The organism is Terriglobales bacterium, assembly GCA_035457425.1.
Taxonomy (GTDB): domain Bacteria; phylum Acidobacteriota; class Terriglobia; order Terriglobales; family Acidobacteriaceae; genus JACPNR01.
Window position 1 is genome coordinate 21,604 of the sequence record DATIBR010000127.1, and the last position, 22,827, is coordinate 44,430.

20 protein-coding genes are annotated in these 22,827 nt (G+C 67.4%); 9 read left to right on the forward strand and 11 right to left on the reverse strand.

Annotation, left to right across the window (positions count from 1 at the left end):
• Both VLA96_09685 and VLA96_09690 read right to left on the reverse strand, forming a co-directional pair.
• Entirely contained in the window at positions 1-2,478 is a 2,478-nt protein-coding gene (locus tag VLA96_09685) for a M1 family aminopeptidase (protein HSE49463.1), read from the reverse strand.
• An 84-nt stretch (positions 2,479-2,562) separates the two neighbouring features.
• Positions 2,563-2,973, reverse strand: coding sequence for a M67 family metallopeptidase (locus VLA96_09690; GenBank protein HSE49464.1), 411 nt, complete (start codon positions 2,971-2,973; stop codon positions 2,563-2,565).
• A gap of 228 nt (positions 2,974-3,201) precedes the next feature.
• Here VLA96_09690 and VLA96_09695 point away from each other — a divergent pair, with 228 nt between their 5' ends.
• Both VLA96_09695 and corA read left to right on the forward strand, forming a co-directional pair.
• Complete coding sequence (locus VLA96_09695) at positions 3,202-3,678, forward strand: hypothetical protein (GenBank protein HSE49465.1); 477 nt, start codon at positions 3,202-3,204, stop codon at positions 3,676-3,678.
• A gap of 98 nt (positions 3,679-3,776) precedes the next feature.
• The gene (corA, locus tag VLA96_09700; protein HSE49466.1) at positions 3,777-4,673 is read left to right on the forward strand and encodes a magnesium/cobalt transporter CorA; all 897 of its coding nucleotides are present in this window, start codon (positions 3,777-3,779) and stop codon (positions 4,671-4,673) included.
• On the opposite strand, the gene VLA96_09705 is transcribed toward corA, so the two are convergent.
• Both VLA96_09705 and VLA96_09710 read right to left on the reverse strand, forming a co-directional pair.
• Positions 4,670-6,289: an adenylate/guanylate cyclase domain-containing protein gene (locus tag VLA96_09705; GenBank protein HSE49467.1), complete on the reverse strand. Its 1,620-nt coding sequence runs from the start codon at positions 6,287-6,289 to the stop codon at positions 4,670-4,672. The genes corA and VLA96_09705 overlap by 4 nt on opposite strands.
• 12 nt (positions 6,290-6,301) lie before the next feature.
• Entirely contained in the window at positions 6,302-8,440 is a 2,139-nt protein-coding gene (locus VLA96_09710; GenBank protein HSE49468.1) for a PEGA domain-containing protein, read from the reverse strand.
• A gap of 347 nt (positions 8,441-8,787) precedes the next feature.
• Between VLA96_09710 and VLA96_09715 the strand changes: the two genes are divergently transcribed.
• Positions 8,788-9,453, forward strand: a complete 666-nt coding sequence (locus VLA96_09715; GenBank protein HSE49469.1) for a DNA-3-methyladenine glycosylase — start codon at positions 8,788-8,790, stop codon at positions 9,451-9,453.
• Between the two features lie 43 nt (positions 9,454-9,496).
• Here the strand turns inward: VLA96_09715 and panC are convergent, their stop codons facing one another.
• The 3 genes from panC to panB form a co-directional block, all read right to left on the reverse strand.
• On the reverse strand, positions 9,497-10,369 hold the full coding sequence (panC, locus tag VLA96_09720; GenBank protein HSE49470.1) for a pantoate--beta-alanine ligase: 873 nt from the start codon (positions 10,367-10,369) through the stop codon (positions 9,497-9,499).
• 120 nt (positions 10,370-10,489) lie between these two features.
• Positions 10,490-11,425, reverse strand: a complete 936-nt coding sequence (locus VLA96_09725; GenBank protein ID HSE49471.1) for a metallophosphoesterase — start codon at positions 11,423-11,425, stop codon at positions 10,490-10,492.
• A gap of 161 nt (positions 11,426-11,586) precedes the next feature.
• Positions 11,587-12,480 (reverse strand): 3-methyl-2-oxobutanoate hydroxymethyltransferase, encoded by an 894-nt coding sequence (panB, locus tag VLA96_09730; GenBank protein HSE49472.1) that lies wholly within the window; start codon positions 12,478-12,480, stop codon positions 11,587-11,589.
• Between the two features lie 453 nt (positions 12,481-12,933).
• Here panB and tldD point away from each other — a divergent pair, with 453 nt between their 5' ends.
• The 5 genes from tldD to selD all read left to right on the forward strand — a co-directional run bounded on the left by tldD (position 12,934) and on the right by selD (position 18,103).
• A complete protein-coding gene (gene tldD / locus VLA96_09735; protein HSE49473.1) occupies positions 12,934-14,364 on the forward strand; it encodes a metalloprotease TldD in 1,431 nt (476 codons plus the stop codon).
• Between the two features lie 7 nt (positions 14,365-14,371).
• Positions 14,372-15,739 (forward strand): TldD/PmbA family protein, encoded by a 1,368-nt coding sequence (locus VLA96_09740; GenBank protein HSE49474.1) that lies wholly within the window; start codon positions 14,372-14,374, stop codon positions 15,737-15,739.
• A 387-nt stretch (positions 15,740-16,126) separates the two neighbouring features.
• The gene (locus tag VLA96_09745; protein HSE49475.1) at positions 16,127-16,432 is read left to right on the forward strand and encodes a hypothetical protein; all 306 of its coding nucleotides are present in this window, start codon (positions 16,127-16,129) and stop codon (positions 16,430-16,432) included.
• Positions 16,433-16,467: 35 nt separating this feature from the next.
• Positions 16,468-16,983: an FxLYD domain-containing protein gene (locus tag VLA96_09750; GenBank protein ID HSE49476.1), complete on the forward strand. Its 516-nt coding sequence runs from the start codon at positions 16,468-16,470 to the stop codon at positions 16,981-16,983.
• A 67-nt stretch (positions 16,984-17,050) separates the two neighbouring features.
• The gene (gene selD, locus VLA96_09755) at positions 17,051-18,103 is read left to right on the forward strand and encodes a selenide, water dikinase SelD (protein HSE49477.1); all 1,053 of its coding nucleotides are present in this window, start codon (positions 17,051-17,053) and stop codon (positions 18,101-18,103) included.
• A gap of 78 nt (positions 18,104-18,181) precedes the next feature.
• On the opposite strand, the gene VLA96_09760 is transcribed toward selD, so the two are convergent.
• The 4 genes from VLA96_09760 to tilS form a co-directional block, all read right to left on the reverse strand.
• The gene (locus VLA96_09760) at positions 18,182-18,517 is read right to left on the reverse strand and encodes a YbjQ family protein (GenBank protein ID HSE49478.1); all 336 of its coding nucleotides are present in this window, start codon (positions 18,515-18,517) and stop codon (positions 18,182-18,184) included.
• A gap of 115 nt (positions 18,518-18,632) precedes the next feature.
• Positions 18,633-20,543, reverse strand: coding sequence for an ATP-dependent zinc metalloprotease FtsH (ftsH, locus tag VLA96_09765; protein ID HSE49479.1), 1,911 nt, complete (start codon positions 20,541-20,543; stop codon positions 18,633-18,635).
• A 194-nt stretch (positions 20,544-20,737) separates the two neighbouring features.
• Positions 20,738-21,289: a phosphoribosyltransferase family protein gene (locus VLA96_09770; protein ID HSE49480.1), complete on the reverse strand. Its 552-nt coding sequence runs from the start codon at positions 21,287-21,289 to the stop codon at positions 20,738-20,740.
• A 41-nt stretch (positions 21,290-21,330) separates the two neighbouring features.
• The gene (gene tilS, locus VLA96_09775) at positions 21,331-22,380 is read right to left on the reverse strand and encodes a tRNA lysidine(34) synthetase TilS (GenBank protein HSE49481.1); all 1,050 of its coding nucleotides are present in this window, start codon (positions 22,378-22,380) and stop codon (positions 21,331-21,333) included.
• On the opposite strand from tilS, the gene VLA96_09780 reads away from it, so the two are divergent.
• Positions 22,342-22,827, forward strand: a 486-nt coding sequence (locus VLA96_09780) for a hypothetical protein (GenBank protein HSE49482.1), incomplete at its 3' end; no start/stop codon positions are given. The two genes, tilS and VLA96_09780, sit on opposite strands and share 39 nt — an antisense overlap.

A 22,827-nucleotide genomic window follows, 5' to 3' on the forward strand; every position in this document is an offset into this window, starting at 1 on the left:
CTAATTCGCAGCTGCGAGCACGTCGTAGTAGTAGTTCAGCATCGCGCGCTTTGGACGCTGCTTCAGCCCGTTCAGCGGGATCTTGAACTGGCGCGTGATGTTCCCCAGCATGGGCGCCGAAGCCAGGCGCACGATCTTGCCGTTATCCAACTCCGCGTAGATCGGCACCGGCATGAGGAAATTCTTGTCCACGTTAGCCTGCGTGACGCTCACGTTCGCCACCTGGTCGCCGGCGGCATTGGTCTCGAAAGTGTAGTCGAGCGTGTAACTCGGCAGCGCCGTGCCGTACACGTACTCGTCGAAGAACCAGTCGAGCTTGCCGTTCCGCGTAAAGTCCATCTCCTTCGGCCAGTGTTTCTCGAGCACGGCCTTGAAGTCCTCGGTGCTCGCGGGGCGGTTGGCGTAGGTCTGCACGAAGTCGTGCATCGTCTCTTTGAAAAGCTTGTCGCCGGTGAAGGGGCTCCACAGCATCATGCGGACCATGTGCAGCACGTACGCGCCTTTCGGGTAGATGAGGCGCCGCGGGATGTCGAACCCGCTGCGCTCGGTCGCCAGGCGATACCCCTGGGTCAACGGCCCGACGTCGATGGCGCGCTTGCCTTCCTTGTTCTTCTCCGTGAGCAGCTCGCGCTCGTCGGCCCAGAACTTCTGGTATTTCTGCGGGTCCTTGCCATAGACGAGCTGGACGAAGATGGAAGCCGAGAGCTCCGCGAAACCTTCACTCATCCACTGATCGCGATACGACTGGAAGCCGACGGTATGTCCCCACCACTGGTGTGCGACTTCGTGCGGCCCGACCACCATCCAGTAGCCGCGCGTGTCGCGTAGCCCGAGCGCGTTCTTCTGCGTGTCGTCGAAGAACGAGCAGATCGGCATGTAGACCACCGTGGGCCAGGCCTGGCCGAAGTTGCACGCGGTCTGCTGCGTCATCGCCAGGTTCTTGTATGAGAGCGGGCCGAAGTAGTCGCTGTAGATCTGTATCGAGAGCTGGCCCTCGGCCAGCGCCTTCTTCATCATCGGGACGGTGCTCAGGTTCCCGACCGCGACCTGTTCCATCCGGTTCCCGCCCAAAACCTCGTCGGGGGGTACGCCCGGCAGGTCGCCGCCGATGCCGTGCAGCACAGCGGCGATCAGGTCGGGCACGTTCTCGTTGGCGTACGTCTGCACCAGGAAGCCGTTCGGCAGCTTGGCTTCCTCCACCTTGAACTTGCCGAAGTTGTAGCCCGCGACTGCGTGCGGAACCTCGCTCTTCCATTCCGTGATGGTCTGCGAGCCTTCGTCCAATTGGCGGACGAGCGTCCCGGTGCCCGCCGTCTTCATACCCTTTGGCACCCGGAAGGAGAGCTTGTACTCAGCGTAGTCGCCGAAAGTCGTGTTGGGATACCAGTTCTCGCGCGCGATAGGAAAGTAATTGCCGGCGCCCTCGTTACTCAGCGCGTCCTTGCCGCCATAGGTGGTGATGATGGTCAGGGCCTCGCCGGCTGCCAGCGGCTTTGCGAGAATGACGCCGTACTGCGGATCATCCTTCTTGTCCTCCTGGATGAACGCCAGTTGCTGCCCGCTCGCGTCGGTCACGCTCTTCACGCGCAGGCTGGGGAACAGGTCGAACATCACCACCCGAAGCCCGTTCGCGCCGCTGCGGAAGCTGGTGGCCGCGCGCGCGTCGAGCCTCCCGCTCTTGTCGATGGTCGTGTCTATATCCTGGCTCTGGATGTCGATCCAGGCATTCTGCTGTGTGCCGGTCGCCGTGCCATCGGCGTACTCCCTGGTCAGATGGAAGGCGGCCCACACGCCCCCGCGCCCTTCGTCATAGGTGACCAGAGCGACCTCCTCCGGCGCCACGCCAACGAAGGCGCCGTGCGGGTCGACGATGAAGAGGGTCTTGCCGCTGTACTCCTTGCCGTCGATGAAGGCGGCAAAGAAACCGCCGGCCTCGGGGCTCAGGACGTCCTGCAGCAGACGGATGTGCAGGTTGTAGCTCAGCCGCGTGCGCAGTTGGTCGTTGATGGCGGAGAGCGCTGCCGCGCCGCCGCCTCCCGCCGTGCCCGTGCCGGCCTGCTGGATCTCCGCGTCGGTGCCGTCGGTGAAACGCAACACCGCGGTCGAGAAGTTCTCGTGATACGGCTTGCCCTTGGTAAGCAGCGCGATGGTGCGCTGCTCCACCGCGATCGGCGGCTGCACGTCGAGGCTGCCGTCGCCCTGGAAAACGGCGCCCGTGATCTTGCCGTTGACGGGCGCCAGGAAGGTGAACGTTCCCGAGCGGAACGTGAATGTGCCGGCATCGCGCTTCATCGTCCAGTTAGAGACTTGGATCGCCGTGCTTCCCACGCTAACGTGTCGCAGCGCCTGGTAGGTGGCGTCGGCATTCGGCCTCATGGGCGCTCCGCTGGGAGCAGGCTGGTCGGGACGTGTGCTCAGGGTCTGCGCGACAGCGAACGTCGAGGTCACGAGCAGAAGAAGGGCAAGCAGGCGGGACATGGAAGCACTCCTCAAGATGGCTGCTGGGGAAACGCAATTATCGGCCAGGAGCGCGGATTGTCAATCAAGCTTTCTCTGGAGCGGCTACGGCGTTACCGATTCGGCCTCGAACCGTCCCCCGCGCAACACGAACGACCTGAGGTCGTCCGCCTGGCCGCGTGTCACGCTGACGATCACGTACGAGCTGCCCTCCCAGTAGGCTTCCACGCGATCGGTCGCGGAGGGCTCGGGCGGGTGGTCGGGATGCGAGTGGTAGAACCCGAGGAGCTCCAGGCCGCGCTCGCGCGCCGCGCGCTGCGCCGCGATCAGTTCCCCGGGCGCGATGGCGTAGCGGTCGCGCGTCCCGGCGCGCGCGTTCGCGCAGGCGCGGGCTTCGACGACCTCGCGCGTGTCGCCGCGCGCGCGTCCCAGCAACACGCCGCAGCACTCTTCCGGATACGCGCGTTGACCCTGCGCGCGCAGCTCGGCGGCGAGCGCGGCCGGCAGCTTCAACACGCCCGCACCGCGCGCGGCGCAAGCGGATTCGTGTGCTCGTGTCCCACGTTCGTTACCCCGGCCTCACATGCGTCAACAGCGCGAAAAGTTGTGCAAACATGCGGCTTTGTGCGATGCTCGGCGCTTCGTGCCCGGCCGCGCGCGGAAGGAATCTGCGCGCGCGGGCAACGAGACGGCGCTTTCGGGGTATCGTACTCCAGCGTCGGGCCCAGTACGGCGGCAGGAATGATGGCAAAGACGGAACAGCAACGAACCTACGAAGAGACGGTCGGCTGGTTGCGCGACCACGGCTTCGACATCCTGGAAGCGCCGGGAACGAACCACCGCGTCTTCCTCAAGAAGTCGAACTGCTCCGCCGCCATCGAGCGCGACGACGCCGGCAACGTCCGCATCTTCGCGCGGCCCGGCTACCTCATCGGCGGCGAGATCGCCCGCCTCGTCGACAAGGGTTACCAGAAGTTCCTCGTCACCACCAAGACCGAGATCCCCGCGACCGCCGACCACCTGAAAGCGCTGCACGATTTCACCGAAGAGCTGAAGGAAGCCACCGGCGCGCCCTCGCTCTACAACGAATCGCTCGGCACGGTCAGCGACCGCTACATGTACGACCGCGTCGAAGGCCGCGACGAGCCCGCCGCCGCCCGCAAGCCGCGTCCCTGGCAGGTCAAGGACGACGCCGCTGCCGAAGCCAAGAAGCGCGCCTAAGAAGCCAGCAATAAGCGATAGGCAATAAGCGACAGCCGCATCGCGTGGCTTATTGCTTATCGCTTATTGCTTATTGCTGCATTTATACTCGCCGCGCGATGAGCTCCTCCGCCCAACTTCCGCCGCCGCGCAACCCCACGCTGCCGTGGTTCGCGATCGACGACCCGAACTCCCCGCAGCTCGACGAGCTCGCGAAACGCTTCGGCCTGCATCCGCTCCAGATCGAGGACTGCCGCCACCGCCCGCAGCGCGCCAAGTACGAGGAGCACCTCAGCTACCTCTTCATGGTGGTGAAGAAGATCGACAACAACGACACCCTGGTCTTCGAGGACGTGGACGTCTTCATCGGCAAGGACTTCCTCATCACGGTGACGCAGGGGCACCTGGCCACCATGGACCGTGCGCACCGGCGCATCACCGAGGACGGCACCAACCGGCTCGACCGCGCGCTCTACTTCCTGGTCGATTCGCTGGTCGACGAGTACTCGCCCGTCATCGACCTGATCGCGGAGGAGACCTCCGACCTGGAAGACACGGTGCTGGTCGACCCCGGCCCCGACAAGCTGCAGACCATCTTCCGGCTGAAGCGGCGCCTGATCGAGTTCCGCCGCATGGCGAGCGGCATGCGCGAGGTGGTGAACGCCATCATGCGCAAGGAGCGCGGCTTCTGCGGCGACGATCTCGACCCCTACTTCCGCGACGTCTACGACCACCTGGTGCGCACCGTGGACCTGATCGAGACCTACCGCGACCTGCTCGCCAGTTCGCTCGACATCTATCTTTCCGCCGTCGCCAATCGCACCAACGAGGTGATGAAGGTGCTCACCATCTGGGGCACCATCGCGCTGCCCTTGGTCATCATCACGGGATTCTTCGGGATGAACTTCCCGCTCGGGCTGGAGAACTCCCCGCACGGCATCTGGGTCGCGGTGGGCGTGATGACGGCGTCCACGGTCTCAGTGCTCGCCTACTTCAAGCGCAAGCGCTGGCTCTAGCGCGCGCCCGCCTTCTGCGCGGCCCACTGCACGGAGAAGACGCTCAACGGCTGCGACTTGCCTTTCACCTGCAGCGGCGCCAGCGGCTCCAGCGGGATCTCCGGGCCGAGCGACTGGGCGGTCGATTCCGAGATCAGGATCTGCCAGCCCGCGGCGTTCGACATCAGCCGCGAAGCCACGTTCACCGTGTCGCCCACCACGGTGTAGTCGATGCGCCGTGGCGACCCGATGTTCCCCGCCGTCACGATCCCGGTGTTGATGCCCACGCCGACGCGCAGCTCGGGCCACTGGCGCGCCTTCGAATCGAGGTTGAGCTGTAGCACCAGCTTCTGGATCTCGATGCCGGCGCGCACCGCGTTGGCGGCGTCGTTGCCCTTGGAGATGGGCGCCCCGAACACCGCCATCACGCCGTCGCCCAGGTACTTGTCCAGCATCCCGCCGTTGTCGAAGATGACGTCGGTCACGCGCGTGAAGTACTCGTTCAGGATCTCGACCACCTTCTCCGGCGGCAGCTTTTCCGACATCGTGGTGAACCCGCGGATATCGGAGAACAGCACGGTCACGACCTGGTTGGAGCCGCCGAGCCGCACGTTGGGGTTGGCGGCGATCATCTCCACCACGTCCGGTGAGAGGAAGCGCTCCAGCGCCGAGCGCTGCACCGCCTGCTTGGCCAGCGCCTCGTGCGTGACGGCGCTGTCGATGGCGGCCGCGGCCTGCGCCGCCACCAGCGCGAACACGTTCAGCTCTTCCTGCGTGAAGGCCGCGGTGGCCTGCAGGTTGTCGACGTAGAAGATGCCGAGCAGCCGCTCCTTGCCCAGCAGCGGCGCGCACATCGCCGATTGCAGCCCCGAGATCTTCATGCTCTCGGAGCCCGTGAAGCGCTCGTCCGCGCTCGCGTCGGAGACCAGGATGGGCTGCTTCTGCTGCTTGATGAGATCGAGCACGGAGCGCGAGAGCGAGATCTGCGGCTGCGCGGTCGTGGGCTGCACCCGGTAGCGGACCTCGGTCTGGCGCTGCACTCCCCCGCGCTCGTCGAACAGCATCATGAAGCCGCGCTGCACGCCCTCGATGCGGAAGGCCAGGTTCATCACCTGCTCCGCGATGTCGTCGACCGAGAGCCGCGCGCTCAGCGCCTTGCCCGCGTCGTAGAGCACCGTGAGCAGGTATTTCTCGCGCTCGAGCTTGCGCAGCTGCGCCAGCAGGTCGTCCACCGACCCCGCGGTGGCGTCCGGCGCGTGCGGCGTCTCGTACTTCACCGGCGCCCGCAGCACGTCGTTCACGGTCGAGGGCACCTCGACCTTCTCCACGCGCAGCGCGCCCTCGGCCGTGTGCTCGAACTTCAGCCCGTACGCGCCGATGACGAGCTCGTCGCCGTTCGCCAGCTTCGCCTCGCGGGTGATGCGCTCGCTGTTCACCAGCACGCCGTTGGTCGAGCCGCGGTCGGCGATCACCACGCTGCCGTCGGCCTCCAGCTTCAGCACCGCGTGCAGACGCGAGACGCTGGAGTGGTCCAGCACCAGGTCGTTCCCGCTGCCGCGGCCGACCGTCAGCACCGGTTTCGTGATCTCCAGGATGCCCCGCTTGCCGTCCGGGGCCGAGATGATGAGGCGGGCCATCGAGCGCTTGGCCTACTGCTTCTCCAGCTTCACGTCGACGTCGAGCTGCTTGCCTTTTTCGATCGTCACTTTTCGGGTGAGAGGTTGGTAGCCGTCGAGCTTGAAGGTGACGTCGTAGCTCCCCGGGTCGAGCGGCATCTTCAGCGGGGTCGCCTTGGGCGCCGCGAACCCGTTCACCAGGATCTGCGCGCCTTTGGGATTCGACTTCAGGTTCGCCATCCCCTTGCCCTCGGGGATGCCGCCGCCGCCGAACAGTTTCTTGAACGGATTGTCTTCGTTCTTCCCGGCCTGCAGCAGCGGAGCGAAGTTGAAGGTCTGCCCCAGCGTGAGCTTCGGCGTGGTGGTCGAGGCGTCCTTGTAGCCGTCCTTGCGCAGCGTCACCTTGTGCTCGCCCGTCTCGAGCGAGAGCGTGGCCGGCGTGACCTTGCCGGAATCCTTCTCGTCGATGAAGATCTTCGCGCCCTCCGGCTGGCTGGCGACTGTCAGCGTGGCGGTCGGGATGGCCTCCAGCGCCACCACCAGCGGCGTGCTCTTGCCCGCGGCGACCTCGATGGCGCGCGTCGCCCCCTTGTGGCCGGCCTTGCTGATGACCACCGTGTGCTGGCCGGGCGTCAGGTTGCGCGCCGTGAAGGGAGAGGTGCCCTGGATGGCGCCGTCCACGCGGACGTCGGCGCCCGAAGGCGTGGTCGTGATCTGCAGCTCGCCGACCGTGGCCGGCACCGTCGAGGCCGGTGTCGGTGATGCGGAAGCGGTCGTGGCCGGCTTGCCCGCCGCCGGTTTGGGCACGCTCGCGGGCTTGGTCGCCGGCTTCCCGCCCTGGGTGGCAGGCTCTGGCTCAGCAGGTTTCGCGCTGGTGGCGCCGGGCGTCGTGCCCGGCGAAGCCGGCGCGGGCGCGCTCGCGACCTGTTGCTCGATGGCAGTCTTCTGCTGCTCGGCGATGCGCTGCTGCTCCGCGATGCGCTGCTCTTCCGCCTGCCGCGCCTGTTCGGCCGCCGTGGCGCGATTCCGCATCCAGGCGAATCCCGCAATGAGCAGGATCGCCAGCAGGACTCCGCCGGCGATCAGCATCGTCTTCGGTCTCTGCTTGGCGCTGGCGATGGCGGGCGCGACCTTGCGCCGCGCGATGTCGACCGTGCTCTCGATGGCCTTCGCCGCCACCGCCGCCGCGGCCGTCTGCGGCGTCGCGGCCGGGTTCGCCGCCGCCTGCGAGCCGGAGCCCATCTTCGCCACCGCGCCGGAATCGAACACCACCGTCTTGTCGGTCGCGTTCGCGCCCAGGTCGAAGGCCGCGCCGCCCGCGGGCGCTTCGCTCGCCACCGCCACCGGCCCGCCCAGGTTCTTGTAGTTCGCGAGATCGCGCACCAGCTCCGCGCCCGTCTGGTAACGCTCGTCCGGATTCTTCGCCAGCGCCTTGGTGATGACCTGGCTCAACCCGGGGTGGATGGTCACGTCCAGCTCGCGCGGCGGGATGGGGTGCTCGTTGACGATCTTGTAGATGATGGTGGTGACGTTCTGCCCGGTGAACGGCTTTTCCCCCGTCACCATCTCGTACAGGATCACGCCGAAGCTGAACAGGTCGGAGCGGCCGTCGAGCGTGCGTCCCTTCACCTGTTCCGGCGACATGTAATTCGGAGTGCCCAGCACCTGTCCGGCCGAGGTCAGCCCGCCGCCCGCCTTGGCGATGCCGAAGTCCATGATCTTCACCGTCTTGTCCGGCATGATCATGATGTTGGCCGGCTTGACGTCGCGGTGCACCACGCCGTGGGAGTGCGCCACGTCGAGACCCGCGCACACCTGGCGCGAGACGTCGATGATCTGCTCGACCGGCAGCACGCGGTTCTGTACCAGCAGCGAATGCAGCGTGACGCCCTCGATGAACTCCATGGCGATGTAGAACATGCCGCTCTGCTCGCCGGCGTCGTAGATGGTGACGATGTTGGCGTGGTTGAGCACGCCGGCCGCGCGCGCTTCGTTCTGGAAGCGCTTCAGCATCTCGTCGGCTTCCATGCCATGCACGTCCATGCGCATGGTCTTCATCGCCACGGTGCGGCCGATCATCGGGTCCATGGCCTTGTAGACCAGGCCCATGGCGCCCTTGCCCAGTTCCCCGACTATCTCGTAGCGGCCGATCTTCTGCGGAGAGGTTCCCATCGACGGATTGGCCGTGGCAGACAAATTCACCTACTTGTTCGACGGGGGAAGAAGCCGCCCAACGTCCCTGATGACTGCAATGGAACCGTGTGGCGAGCCGCAAAAATACAGCAATTCTCGCTTGTGAGTCAATGAATCCCACGCTTCCGCCCGTCGCCCGATGTGGCACCTTAGTCACTCCCGCCGGAAGGGCGGCGGAAAAGCAAGAACCGGCGGCCCGCAAGCCGCCTGGGCGCGCTCCCTGGTGCTATTTCACCGTGAACGTGACCAGGGTCTCGGCCGGGAAGACCGCCTGCTGCTCCCTTGCCAGATATGCTGAATGAAGCCCTCGGAATGAAGCCGCTAGAATGAGCCCGGGAACCGCGCGCCGCCAGATGCCGAAGGTACAACGCCCGCCGCTAAGCCGCAGATTCTATGCTCGCGACCCGCGCCGCGTCGCGCGCGAGCTGCTGGGCAAGGTGCTGGTCTGCCGGCGCGGGCGCCGGCTGCTGACCGGGCGCATCGTCGAGGTCGAGGCGTACCTGGGCGAGGGCGACCTGGCCGCACACGCGGCGGCAGGGAAGACGAAGCGGAACGAAGTGCTGTTCGGCCCGCCCGGCCACGCCTACGTCTACTTCATCTACGGCAACCATTACTGCCTGAACGTCTCGTGCGAGCGGGAAGGCAAGGCCGGATGCGTGCTCATCCGCGCGCTCGAGCCGCTCGCCGGGCTCGACCAGATGGCGCGGGCGCGCGACCTGGAACCCTGCCGGGACTGGGCCGCGCATCCCACGCTCGCGCGCGCGCTCACCAGCGGGCCGGGCCGGCTGTGCGAGGCGCTCGGCATCACGCGCCCGCGCGACAACGGCAAGGACGTGACCTCCGCCCAGTCCGGTCTCTGGATCGCCGACGACGGCGCCAAGCCGCGCGTCAGGACCACGCCCCGCATCGGCATCACCCGCGCCGCGGGGCACAAGCTGCGCTACGTCGTGGCCGATTCGAGGTTCGTTTCCGGACCGAGACTGTCACGGTAGAGACGGCCTTCTGGCCGTCTCGAAGACGCCCAGAAGGGCGTCTCTACTGGGGATTCGTTGCCGGCGTTCCGCCGCTGAACAGCAGCAGGTTGTCGATCAGCCGCGTCGCCCCGACGAACGCCGCGACCGCGACCAGCGCGCCTTTCGACACCTCCGCCACCGGCTCCAGCGTGTCGGGGTTCACGACCTCGAAGTAGTCGAGCTTCACCGCGGGCTCCTCGGCCATCACTTTCTTGCCGATGCGGATCAGCTCGGGGGCGCGGCGCTCCCCCTGGTCGAAGTGGAACTGCACGCGGTTGAGCGCGCGCGCCAGCACGGCCGCCTGCTTGCGCTCCTCCGGCGAGAGATAGGCGTTGCGCGAACTCATCGCCAGCCCGTCGGGCTCGCGCACGATGGGACAGATGACGATGCGGATGTCGAAATCGAGGTCGCGCACCATCCGCCGGATGATCGCCGCCTGCGCCGCGTCCTTCTGCCCGAAGAAGGCCGCGTCGGGCTCGACCGCGTGGAAGAGCTTGCTGACGATGGTCGTGACGCCGCGGAAGTGGCCGGGCCGCGAGCGCCCGTCGAGCCGGCCGCTCATCTCCGCGACCTCGACCCACGTCATCGCGCCCGGCGGGTACATCTCCTCGACCGCGGGGTAGAACAGCAGGTCGACCTTCTCCGCCTCGAGCAGCTCGCGGTCTTTCTCGAACGGCCGCGGATACTTCGCGAAATCCTCGTTTGGGCCGAATTGCGTGGGATTGACGAAGATGGAGACGCAGACGGCGTCGCTCTGCCCGCGCGCGGCGCGCACCAGCGCCAGGTGCCCGGCGTGCAGCGCGCCCATCGTCGGCACCAAGCCCAGGCGCTTGCCCGCGCGCCGCAGCTCGCGCGACGCGGCGCGCATCTGCTCGATGGACTTCACGATCTTCATCGCTGGGGAGGATAACACCGCGGAAGTGTCCTCCTGAGCCGCCGTCCGGCGGCGAAGGATCTCATCCGCGATTCTTTTCAGTGAGATCCTTCGCGCGCTCTCGCGCGCTCAGGATGACACTCACTGCAGGTTGACGTACTCGCTCTTCACCTCGCCGTCCGGCGAGATGGTGTGGATGGCGAAGCCGAGCGGCGCGTCGAAGGGCGACCAGCTCGTCGCCGGCGCCACGTGATACGTGATGCCGTCGGCCTGGTACGTCATCCCCTTGTGCCAGTGCCCGACGAACATGTGCTTCACGCCCAGCTTGTGCAGCAGGTCCAGCTCCTTCGAGCGGTACGGCTCCTGCACCGTCCAGTAGGGACGCGGGTCGGCAGGGAAGCCGTCGGCGCGCGAGATGGGCACGTGCTGCATCGCGAAGACGAGCCGGTTGCCGCGCTCGCCGCCGCCGCGCGGCTCGGCGGCCACGGCGCCGCGGTCTTCGTCCTCGATGCGCTCGCGGAACCAGCCCAGCATCTTGTCGCTCTCCGCCTTGGTGTCGGGCGGTAGCGGGATGGTCTCCTTGGCGTCGTAGTTGTCGTAGTTGCCGAGCAGCTGCGAATCGAGCGCGTAGATGGTGACGTTCTTGATCTGGATGCGGTCGTAGTCCTTGCCCATCATCTGGCGCCAGCGGCCCACGTTCTTGGTGCTGACGTCGTGGTTGCCGGGCACCATGTAGAACTTGGCCTTCAGGCCCCCGAGGATGTCGAGCGCCTCCTGCCACGCCTCGGGGCGCTCGCCCACGTCGCCGGTCACGAGCACGGCGTCCACGCCGCGCTGGTTGATCATCTGCACCGCCTTGCGGAGGTTCGCGCTCGCCTCCGGCGCGCGCGCCAGCCCGATGTGCGAGTCGGAGAGCTGCGCGATGACCAGGTCGCCGGACCCTCCGCGCGACTCTTTGTCGGCCGCCGGTCGCGCCGCGACCGATTGCGTGTCGATGAGCAGCGCCGCCAGTGCGGCAAGGAAGAGAAGGGCAAGCGAGATGCGGCCTAAGTTGCGACGTACCAGGTTTCGGGGCATACAGGGTTCGATGCGCCCTGCGGGAAAAGGTGCTGCTCTGGATGGTTTTGAAAGGGCACGGCTTTAGCCGTGCCGTAAAGGGCACGAGCGAAGCGAGCCTCCACTCTGCCGAAGGCCGGCGCGCAGCCGCGGTTTTCGGCGGAGCGCGAACAAAACGCTCTCTAGCGCCGTTTCCGCGCCAGCAGGCTCTCCAGGGCCGCCTTCGTCTCTTTGGGCAGGTGGTAAGACTCGTCGTCGTTCGGGTACAGGCCGCTCTCGACGTCGGCCTTGAAGTCGGCGACCGCCTTGCGCACCACCGCGCCGACGTCGCCGTACTGCCGCACGAACTTCGCCGGCGGCGCGAACGTCAGGCCGAGGATGTCGTGGAACACCAGCACCTGGCCGTCGCACTCCGGGCCGGCGCCGATGCCGATGGTCGGCGCGGAGACTTCCGCCGTGATCATCGCCGCGACCTCGCGCGGAATGCCTTCCAGCACAAGCGCGAACACGCCCGCGCGGTCGAGCGCGACCGCGTCCTTGATCAATCCTTCGACGGCGCCCAGCGTCTTGCCCTGCACCTTGTAGCCGCCCATCACGTGCAGCGACTGCGGCGTCAGCCCGATGTGCCCCATCACCGGGATCTCGGCGTCGATCAGCCGCTCGATCAGCGCGACGCGCTTCTCCCCGCCCTCGATCTTCACCGCCTCCGCGCCCGCTTCCTTCACGAAGCGCGCCGCGTTGCGCAGCGCCTCCTTCTTCGAGACGTGGTAGCTGGCGTAGGGCATGTCGGCGATCACCAGCGCGCGCTTCACCCCGCGCCGCACCGCCGCGGTGTGGTGCAGCATCTCGCGCATCGTGACCGGCAGCGTGTTCTCGTAGCCCAGCATGACCATGGCGAGCGAGTCGCCCACCAGGACCATGTCCACGCCGCCCTCGTCCACCAGCCGCGCCGACGCGTAGTCGTACGCCGTCAGGCACGTGATGGGCTCGCGCCGCTGCTTCTTCTCCCAGATGGATTGCGTGGTGACTTTCGCGGGCAGGCCGCCCGCGTCCTTGCGGAAAGAGGTGACGCTCATGCTTCCTCCAGTGCCCCTCCCGCCGCGCGGGATAGAGCCTGTCGCTGCCTGAAACCTCCAGGTAGGCGCCGGCGACTCGCCGGCGCACCTTATGGGATGCAGCAGGGGGATTGTACGACTCCGGAAAGGCAGTGGCTAGTGGCTCGTGGCCAGCAAAACAAAGCGCCAGGCCAGCGGCGCTCGCGGCCCGGCGCTCGCGAACGCGCAGGGTGCCCCTCACTGCTTCTTACTGCACGTTCACTAACGTTCTGACCCAGGGGTGTCTACTGGATTTGATAACAGCGGAGCTGCCGCTGTTTGTCCCGGTTGCCGGGAAATCTCTACCTAGCGGAAGTGGCGTGTTCTGGTTTCAGGACAGCTAGGGCCCGGCCCACCGCGAGCGCGCCGCGCCTTCTATAATCGGAAGACTGGTTTGCGCGACCCCTCCCCAGCGGCCGCATCCAATCCGTATTCATGTCGAACCGCGACCACTTCTTCTTCGAGCGCTACGGCCTGACCGACCGCGACCTCGAGCGCTACCTCGCGGCCGCGCTCTCGGCTGGCGGCGACTACGCCGACCTCTACTTCGAGCACCACTATTCCTCGGGGCTCACGGTGGACGAATCGCTGGTCAAGTCGGCCAGCCAGGGCATCTCGGCCGGCTGCGGCGTGCGCGTCATCTCGGGCGAGCGCACCGGCTACGCCTACACCGACGACCTGGCGCCGGAGCGCATCCTGCACGCCGCGCGCACCGCGGCTATGATCGCCTCCGGCCCGGCCAGGCAGCCCACCGCGGACCTCAAGCAGGCGTCCGCCCGCAACCTCTATCCGGTGGTGTCCGGCAAGAACGACACCGACGTGGCCGCGCGCCTGGAGCTCGTGATGCGCGCCGACCGCGCCGCCCGCGCCTACGACCCGCGCATCTTCCAGGTGCGCGCCAGCTACGGCGAAGAGATCCGGCGCGTGCTGATCGCCGGCTCCGACGGCTCGCTCGCCACCGACCTCCAGCCGCTCGCGCGCTTCAACGTCTTCTGCATCGCCAAGGAGAACGGCAACTCCGCGCGCGGCTCCTCCGGCGGCGGCGGCCGCGTCGCCTTCGACTACTTCCTCAACGAGAAGACGCCCGAGCACTTCGCCAAGGAAGCCGCGCGGCAGACCATCATCCAGCTGGGCGCGCAGGAAGCGCCCGCCGGCGAGATGCCGGTGGTGCTTGGCCCGGGCTGGCCCGGCATCCTGCTGCACGAAGCCATCGGGCACGGCCTGGAAGCCGACTTCAACCGCAAGCAGACCTCGGCGTTCAGCGGGCTGGTCGGCCGGCGCGTCGCCAGCGACAAGTGCACCGTGGTGGACAACGGCACGCTGCCCTCGCGCCGCGGCTCGCTCAACGTCGACGACGAGGGCTCGCCCACGCAGAACACCGTGCTCATCGAGAAGGGCATCCTGAAGGGCTACCTCGCCGACAAGCTCTCGGCGCGGCTGATGGGCATCGCCGACACCGGCAACGGCCGCCGCGAGTCCTACGAGCACATCCCGATGCCGCGCATGACCAACACCTACATGCTCGCGGGCGACGACTCGCCCGAAGACATCATCCGCTCGGTGCCGCGCGGCATCTACGCCGCCAACTTCGGCGGCGGACAGGTGGACATCACCAACGGCAAGTTCGTCTTCTCGGCCTCGGAGGCCTACCTCATCGAGGACGGCCACGTCACCGCGCCGCTCAAGAACTGCACCCTCATCGGCAACGGGCCCGACGTGCTCACGCGCGTCTCCATGGTCGGCAACGACTTGAAGCTCGACGAGGGCGTGGGCACCTGCGGCAAGGACGGCCAGTCGGTGCCGGTCGGCGTCGGCATCCCCACGATCAAAGTCGACTGGATCACCGTCGGCGGCACGGCCAAGTGATCCGCCCATGACTCCGGACCTGAAAGAACTCGCAACCAGCGTCGTGAAGCGGGCCATGCAGGGCGGCGCGCACGCCGCCGAGTGCGTGGTGCGCGAGGGCGACGAGTTCTCCACCGTCGTGCGCATGGGCCAGGTCGAGACGCTGAAGGAATCCGGCGGCCGCTCCATGGGCCTGCGCGTCTTCTACCAGACGCCCGAAGGCCAGCGCGCCGCTTCCACCTACACCAGCGATTTCTCCAAGGAAGGCGTGGAGCAGATGCTCTCCGGCGCGCTCGCGCTCGCGCAGGTCACCAGCATCGACCCGCACGCCGGCCTGCCCGAGCCCGCGCAGTTCGGCCAGGTCGCCGGCGACCTCGGCCTCTACTTCGACGACGTCTACTCGCTGCCCACCGAGGAGCGCATCGCGCAGGCGCGCCGCGCCGAGCAGGCGGCCATGTCCGCCGACAAGCGCATCTCGAACTCCGAAGGCGGCTCGTTCGACGCCGCCACCGGACGCAAGGTACTGGCGAACTCGCTCGGCTTCGTCGGCGAATACCAGCGCTCGTATTGCTCGCTCTCCGCCGTGCCCATCGCGCAGGATTCCGAAGGCGGCTCGATGCAGCGCGACTTCTGGTACTCGGTCGCGCGCACGCTCGCTAAGCTCGATTCGCCCGAGCACGTCGGCAAGGTCGCCGCCGAGCGGACGGTGCGCCGCCTGGGCGCGCGCAAGGTCCCCACCGCCAGGGTCCCCGTCGTCTTCGAGCCCATGGTCGCGCGCGCGCTGGTCGAGAACATCTTTGAAGCGGTGAACGGCGACGCCGTCTACCGCGGCGCCTCGTTCCTGGCCGGCAAGCTGGGCGAGCAGGTCGCGGGCGAGAACGTGAACGTGGTGGACGACGGCGCCATGCCGGGCGGCTTCGGCACCTCGCCCTTCGACGGCGAGGGCGTGCCCACGCGCCGCACCGTCGTCATCGACAAGGGCGTGCTCAAGTCCTACCTGCTGAACACCTACACCGCGCGCAAGCTCGGCATGGCCACTACCGGCAACGCCGCGCGCGGCCTCGCCGGTGTTCCCGGCATCGGGGTGGGGAACTTCTTCCTCCAGCCCGGCACGAAGGCGCCGCAGCAGATCATCGGCGAGATCGCCGACGGCCTCTACGTCACCGAGTTCCTCGGCTTTGGCGTGAACCTGGTCACCGGAGACTTCTCGCGCGGCGCCAGCGGCCTGTGGATCAGGAACGGCGAGCTGGCCTTCCCGGTGGAGGAGATCACGGTCGCCGGCAACCTGCGCGACATGATCCGCAGCATCACCGCCATCGGGAGCGACCTCGAGTTCCGTGGCGCGGTCGCCTCCCCCACCATCCGCATCGACGGCCTGACCGTCGCCGGCGAATAAGCCTTTCCGAGATCGTGCTGAGGAGCCCGCCGCGGCGGGCGAGCGAGCGTCTTCTCCAGCGAGCGAGCAGCGACGAAGCATCCTGGTTCTTGCTGCAAATAGAAAGGCCGCCCGAAGGCGGCCTCTCTCGCATCGCTTGCCCTAGCGATTGTGCGACTCGCGGTTGTGACGGTCCAGCTCCTGCTGGCTCGCGAAGTCCTTGTTGCACTGCTCGCAGCGGATCTTGTTGCCCTGGTTCATGGTGTTCGCCATGATTCCCCTCCTGAAGTTGAGTGTTTTCTAGATGGATTTCCGCGCGGCGCCGGGAGTTTGCTGGAATCGTGAGCTGCCGGCCGGAGCACATCCAGGAGCTCACCTCCGCAGTCCGGAGCGGCACGCCTGCGTGGCGTGGCATCGAAACCAACGCAGCACCCCGGAGTCGCCGTGCCCGACCTCTCGCTTCCGTCCTTTCTCGTGCGCCTGCGCGACCGCCTGGGCTGGCCGCTGCTCTCCGTCATCGGCGCGGGCCTGCTCATCCTTCTCGTGCTGGCGTTCACGCCCGGCCGCGACACCGTGGCCGCGTCGTCGCCTCAGGCCGAGCTCGCGCCCGCCGCCGCCAAGCGCAGCACCGAGACGCCCGCGCTGGGCGAGCCCGCGAGCGACGCTCCCCAAAAGCCCTCACCCGCCATCCCGAAGAAGAAGCGCCGCCGCTAGCGCGCGCCTTCTCTCCGCAGGGTTACAATCCCGGCATGGCCGACGAGCAGGAACCGCTGCGACTTGGGCAATCGGGCGACGAGGAACGCGCGCCCTGGGCGCCCATCGGCATCGGCGTCGTCCTCATCGTGCTGGTCATCGGCGCGCTCATCTTCTTCTCGCGCAGCGAGGCGCCGAGCACCTCGGGAGAGCCGCATCCCTACGCCGCCAGCCTGAAGTTCGCCGACCTGAAGCTCTCCACCGCCGAAAACTTCGTGGGCGGCAGCGTGACCTACCTCGACGGCACGCTCACCAACTCCGGCGACAAGACGGTGAGCAACGTTTCGGTCGAGCTCACCTTCCGCAACACGCTCGGCGAGGTGGTGCAGAAGGAATCGATGCGCGTGATGGCGCTCGACGAGTCGGGCCCGTACCCCGACATCCGCGACCTGCGCGCCGCGCCCATCGCGCCCGGCAAGTCGCGCCCCATTCGGCTCACGCTGGAGCACATCTCGGCCGACTGGAACCGCGCCGCCCCCGACATCAAGATCACCAACGTCAGCACGAAGTAGAGCGCGCCACCGCGGCCATTGTTCGCCCGATGACCCGCTCGCGCGATGGCGCGATTAGAATGTCCGCATGGCGACAGAGGTCACCAAGGTCCGCCTCACCGAGGCCGCGAAAGCCGCGGGTTGAGCGTCGAAGCTCAGTCCGGCGGCGCTGGACTCGGTGCTTGGGAGATTAGCCCGGCAACACGACCCGAACGTGCTGGTCGGCTTCGACAAAGCCGACGACGCCGGGGTGTATCGCATCTCGCCCGAGCAGGCGCTGGTGCAGACCGTCGACTTCTTCACGCCCATCGTGGACGACCCGTTCACCTTCGGCGCCATCGCGGCCACCAACGCGCTCTCCGACGTCTACGCCATGGGCGGCCGCCCGCTCACCGCGCTCGCGCTCGTCTGCTTCCCGGAAAAAGGCGACCTCGCGGTGCTGGAGCAGATCCTCGCCGGCGGATTGTCGAAGATGATCGAAGCGGGCTGCACGGTCGTGGGCGGCCACTCCATCCGCGACGAGGACGTGAAGTTCGGCTACGCGGTCACCGGCACCATCGACCCGCGGCGCATCTTCACCAACTCCGGCGCGCACGCGGGCGACGCGCTCCTCCTCACCAAGCCACTCGGCACCGGCGTGATCTCCACCGCCATCAAGAAGGCGAAGGCGGAGCAGGCGTGGATCGACGCCGCGACCACGTCGATGACCACGCTCAACAAGACCGCGGCGGAGATCATGGCGCGCCCGGGATTCGGCGTGCACGCCGCCACCGACGTCACCGGCTTCGGCCTCATCGGCCACGCGCGCGAGCTGGCGCTCGGCTCCGGCGTCGCGCTGCGCATCGCGAGCGCGAAAGTCCCGGCGCTGGCTGGCGCGATGGAGTGCATCCGCGCCGGGTATGTCCCCGGCGGCTTGAAGAACAACCGCGAGTTCGCGGAGTGCGTGGTCGGGTACGAGGGCAACGTCCCGGACGACGTGAAGGCGCTGTTGTTCGACCCGCAGACGGCCGGCGGCCTGCTGATCTCCGTCCCCGCGGCGAATGCGGACGCGCTGCTCGCCGCGCTCCGCGCCGCGCAGCTGGAGGCCGAGCGCATCGGCGAGGTCGTCGCGACCACCAAGCCGCTCATCTCCGTCCGGTAGCAAAGCCGACCACAAAGGACACACGAAGGTCCTTCATGAGGCCCTTTGTGAAACCTTCGCGTCCTTTGTGGTTCGCTTCTACTGGATCGGCTCAATGACGACCGCGGTCCCATAGCACAGCACTTCCGTCGCGGCGTGCTGCGAGACGACTTCGCTGGCGTCGTAGCGCACGCCCACCACCGCGTTCGCGCCCATCTGCTGCGCGTGCTGGATGAGCAGCTGGTAGGCCTGCTCGCGCGCCTGCTCGCACATCTCGGTGTAGGCGCCGATCTGCCCGCCGATGATGTTCTTGAGGCCTCCCAGGATCCCCTGCGCGATGGTCGGCGAGCGCACGATGATGCCGCGCACCACGCCTTTGTATTCCTTGATGCGATAGCCGTCGAAGTTGAAGGTGGTCGTGATCGGAAGGCTCACGCGAATCTCCTCTAGCTTGGGATGAGCCGCAGTATAAGAGGCAAACTGTAAAAAGCGAGGGCGACCGTTGCCGGTCGCCCTGCTGATTGCTTATCGCTGATTGTTTATTGCTGCTCTACACGGTACCCGGCGCCGGCTCGATGCCCGGCTTGCGCGTGCCTTCCGGCTTCAGCACCTGCTGCACGCCGCTGTTGTCGTCGCCCTTGGGCGGCGGCACCAGCTTCGGCAGCTCCTTGCCTTCGATGACCATCTTGATCTCGTTGGCGTCGAGCACTTCGCGTTCCAGCAGCGTCAGGGCCAGGCGGACGAGCGTGTCGCGGTCATTCTCGAGCAGCTGCTTCGCCTTGGCGTAGCCGTCGTCGACGAAGCGCCGCACCTCGAGGTCGATCTTGATGGCGGTGTCCTCGGAGTAGTCGCGGTGCTGCGCGATCTCGCGGCCCAGGAAGATCTGCTCTTCCTTCTTGCCGAAGGTCAGCGGCCCGAGCGAGCTCATGCCGAACTCGCACACCATGCGGCGCGCCAGCTCGGTGGCCTGCTCGATGTCGTTGCCCGCCCCGGTCGTCATGGTCGAGAGGAAGATCTCCTCCGCCAGGCGGCCGCCCATCATGATGGCGATGCGCGTCTCCAGGTAATCGCGCGTGTAGTTGTGCTTGTCGGTCTCCGGCAGCTGCATGGTGACGCCGAGCGCCATGCCGCGCGGGATGATGGTGACCTTGTGCAGCGGGTCGGAGTGCGGCAGCTTGGCCGCCACCAGCGCGTGCCCCGCCTCGTGGTACGCGGTGACCTTCTTCTCCTCGTCGGTGAGCAGGAGCGACTTGCGCTCCGCGCCCATCATCACCTTGTCCTTCGCCATCTCGAAGTCGTACATCAACACGGTCTTGCGGTTCTGCCGCGCCGCGTTGAGCGCCGCTTCGTTCACCATGTTGGCCAGGTCGGCGCCGGAGAAGCCCGGGGTGCCGCGCGCCAGGACGGAGAGGTCGACGTCGTCGTTGAGCGGGATCTTGCGCGTGTGGACGCGCAGGATCTCCTCGCGGCCGCGCACGTCGGGACGCGAGACCACCACCCGCCGGTCGAAGCGCCCGGGACGCAGCAGCGCGGGATCGAGCACGTCGGGGCGGTTGGTCGCCGCCACCAGGATCACGCCGTCATTCGATTCGAAGCCGTCCATCTCGACCAGCAGCTGGTTGAGCGTCTGCTCGCGCTCGTCGTGCCCGCCGCCCAGGCCGGCGCCGCGATGGCGGCCGACCGCGTCGATCTCGTCGATGAAGATGATGCAGGGCGCGTTCTTCTTGCCCTGCTCGAACAGGTCGCGCACGCGGCTCGCGCCCACGCCCACGAACATCTCGACGAAGTCCGAACCGGAGATGGAGAAGAAAGGAACGTTCGCTTCGCCCGCGACCGCGCGCGCCAGCAGCGTCTTGCCCGTGCCCGGAGGCCCGACCAGCAGCACGCCTTTCGGGATGCGCCCGCCCAGCTTCTGGAACTTCTGCGCCTCGCGCAGGAACTCGATGATCTCGCGCAGCTCTTCCTTGGCCTCATCCACGCCGGCCACGTCTTTGAACGTGACCTTCTTCTGCTGCATGGAGAGCAGGCGCGCGCGGCTCTTGCCGAACGAGAGCGCCTTCGACCCGCCGGTCTGCATCTGCCGGATCAGGATGAACCACAGCACGCCGAACAACAGGAAGGGAGAGAGTTGCAGGATGGTGGTGAGCCACAGGCTGCCTTGCGTGTCCTTCACCGTCACGATGACGTTCTTGTCGCGCAGGATCTTGATCATGTCCTGGTCCTGCGCCAGGATCGTGGTGTGGAAGGTCTGGCTCTTGTCGTTGCGGAACTTGCCCTGCACGGTCGTGCCGGTGATGGTGACCTCGAGCACGTCGCCGGACTGCACGCGGCTGAGGAACTCCGAATAGCTGATGTCCACTTCTTTCGGCGCCTGGCTGCTCGTGCGGATCACCTGGTACAGGACCACGCCCGAGGCGATGATCACCAGCCAGAACAACACCGTCTTGACCGTCGAATTCACTCTGTTCTCCTCACATCCGCCGGCCTAAAACCGGCGTGCCCGCCAACGCGCGGCGGGCCCCACGGGAATGCGCGTCACCTCGTTAGATGCGCGGGGCCGCGCCTGACACTCACAATGATTTTAACCCCTTTGGGCGGCGGAAAGTTCCCGGGGGCTCCAAAAAGCCACTGAGTCTCAGGGGGGAAAAAGCCTTACTACTTCGCCGCGGCGGCCGGGTTCGGCACGCCCGAGGCCACGTACGGCAGGTTGCGGCCCACGTGCGGCGACCCCAGCCCGTACCCCACCACGTACGACTCGTCGATCAGGAAGCCGAAGTAGTCGGGCTGGAGCGAGACCCGGCGCTCTTTCTGCTTGTCGAGGAAGGCGGCCAGCTTCACCGACGTCGCCCCGCGCGCCAGCATCATCCGCATCAGGAACTCGCTCGTCACCCCGGACTGCACCAGGCCCTCGATCAGCAGCACGTCATGCTGCTTCACGTTGGGCTCCGGGGTGAAGAAGATCTCGGTGGTGGAGCTCGAGCCCTGGGTCATCTCGCTGAACATCGGCTTCATGAACTGGCAGACCACCGGGACGTCGATGTGGCGTACCAGGTCGGCCATGAAGATGAACCCGTTCTCCAGCACGCAGACGGCATAGAGCGTCTTGCCGCGGTAGTCCTCGGAGATCTGGCGCGCGAGCTCCTTCACGCGCTTGGCGATCTGTTCGCTCGTCAGCAGGACTCGGAGATTGGTCTTTTCTTCAGCCATCAGGGACCGGAGACGCCGGGCGCAAGGATACAACGTGGCTGCTATTTGGCGAAATCCGCTTCTTCGATCCGCAGGCCCTCGGCGCCGCCCGCGCCCGCCGCGTCGGCCGCCATGCCCCAGCCGCGCAGCCACACGATGCGCTCGCCCGCCGCCACCACCGGCCACAGCTCGCGCTCCCGCCCCGTGATCTTCTTCTCCGTCAGCAGCTCCTTCACCTTCTTCGGACCCTTGGAGTGCCGCGGGTGGAAGCGGTCGCCGGCGCGCCAGTTGCGAACGACGAAGCCGGTCGCGCGGCCGGCCGCGGCATCGGTGGCGCTGATCTGGATGTTCAGTTCGGGGACGCGCACGCCTCCCGGAACCTCCAGGGGATACGCGTAGTTGGTAGCGCCGGCGTCCCGACGGCGGTCGCGCGCGTGTCCCGCCGGCGCCTCCTCCACCCACACCCGCAGCTCGTCTCCGTCGCGGATCGCCCGCACCCCACCCGGCAGCTCGACCGTCCCGCTGCGCTTCGCCGCCAGCTCGCGCACGGCCTCGATCTGCTCGAAGCTGGGCGAGCTGCCGGAACGTTCGCAAGCGTGCTGCAGAAGCTGGCGCTGCAACGCGGCCTCCATCCGCCCCAGCGCTGCGCCGTCGAGGATCACCCCGCGCCCCTGGCCGGGCGCGGCCTTCCAGCGCGCGAGCTCGCGCCACGCCTCGCTCACCGCGCGCTCCCAGTGCTGCTGTTCGGCGCGCGCGATCTCGGCGGTCTGCGCCAGAGCCTCCGCGACCTGCGGGTTGTAGTCGCGCGCCAGCAGCGGCAGCAGTTCGCCACGGATGCGGTTGCGCAGGAACTTCGGGTCGCGGTTGCTCGCGTCGTCGCGGAAGTCCTGCCGGAGCGAGCGCAGATACTCGTGGACCTCGCTGCGACGCACGGCCAGCAGCGGCCGCACGACGTGCCGCGGCTGCGGCTCGGCCGGCGCGACCCGCTTGCGCGGCAGGATGCCGGCCAGCCCGCGTGTCCCGGCGCCGCGCAGCAGCCGCATCAGGACCGTCTCGGCCTGGTCGTCGAGCGTATGCCCGGTCGCGAGCGCGTCGAGCGCGTGCTGGCGCAGCGCGTCCGCAAAGAACTTGACTGCACCGTTACCCCCGCGGACATGGACGGCGCCTTCCCCGAGAACTTCTACAGCACCACCAACTACCGCACCCAGGTCCGGCTCGGCGGCGAGTGGATCGACGTCGAGGACATCGAGATGGACTGCGGCATCCTGATCGACCCCGAGGGCGGCGCCGCCCGGTGCATCCCCATGGCCGAGGTCAAGAAGGGCGACCACATCGTGGTGGGCCGGCAGGGGCTGCGCGTCTTCCCGGCGGAGACGACCGCGAGGCAGAACCTGTTCGAGTTCATGTCGAGCCCCGTCTCCAGCGAGAAGCCCAAGGGCGTGACGGTCCGCGAGATCGCCGCCGCCATGCGGCGAACGAAGGCGGATGGAAAAAAGATCCTCGCCGTGCTCGGCCCCGCGGTCGTCCACACCGGGAGTGTGGAGCACATGTGCGAGCTG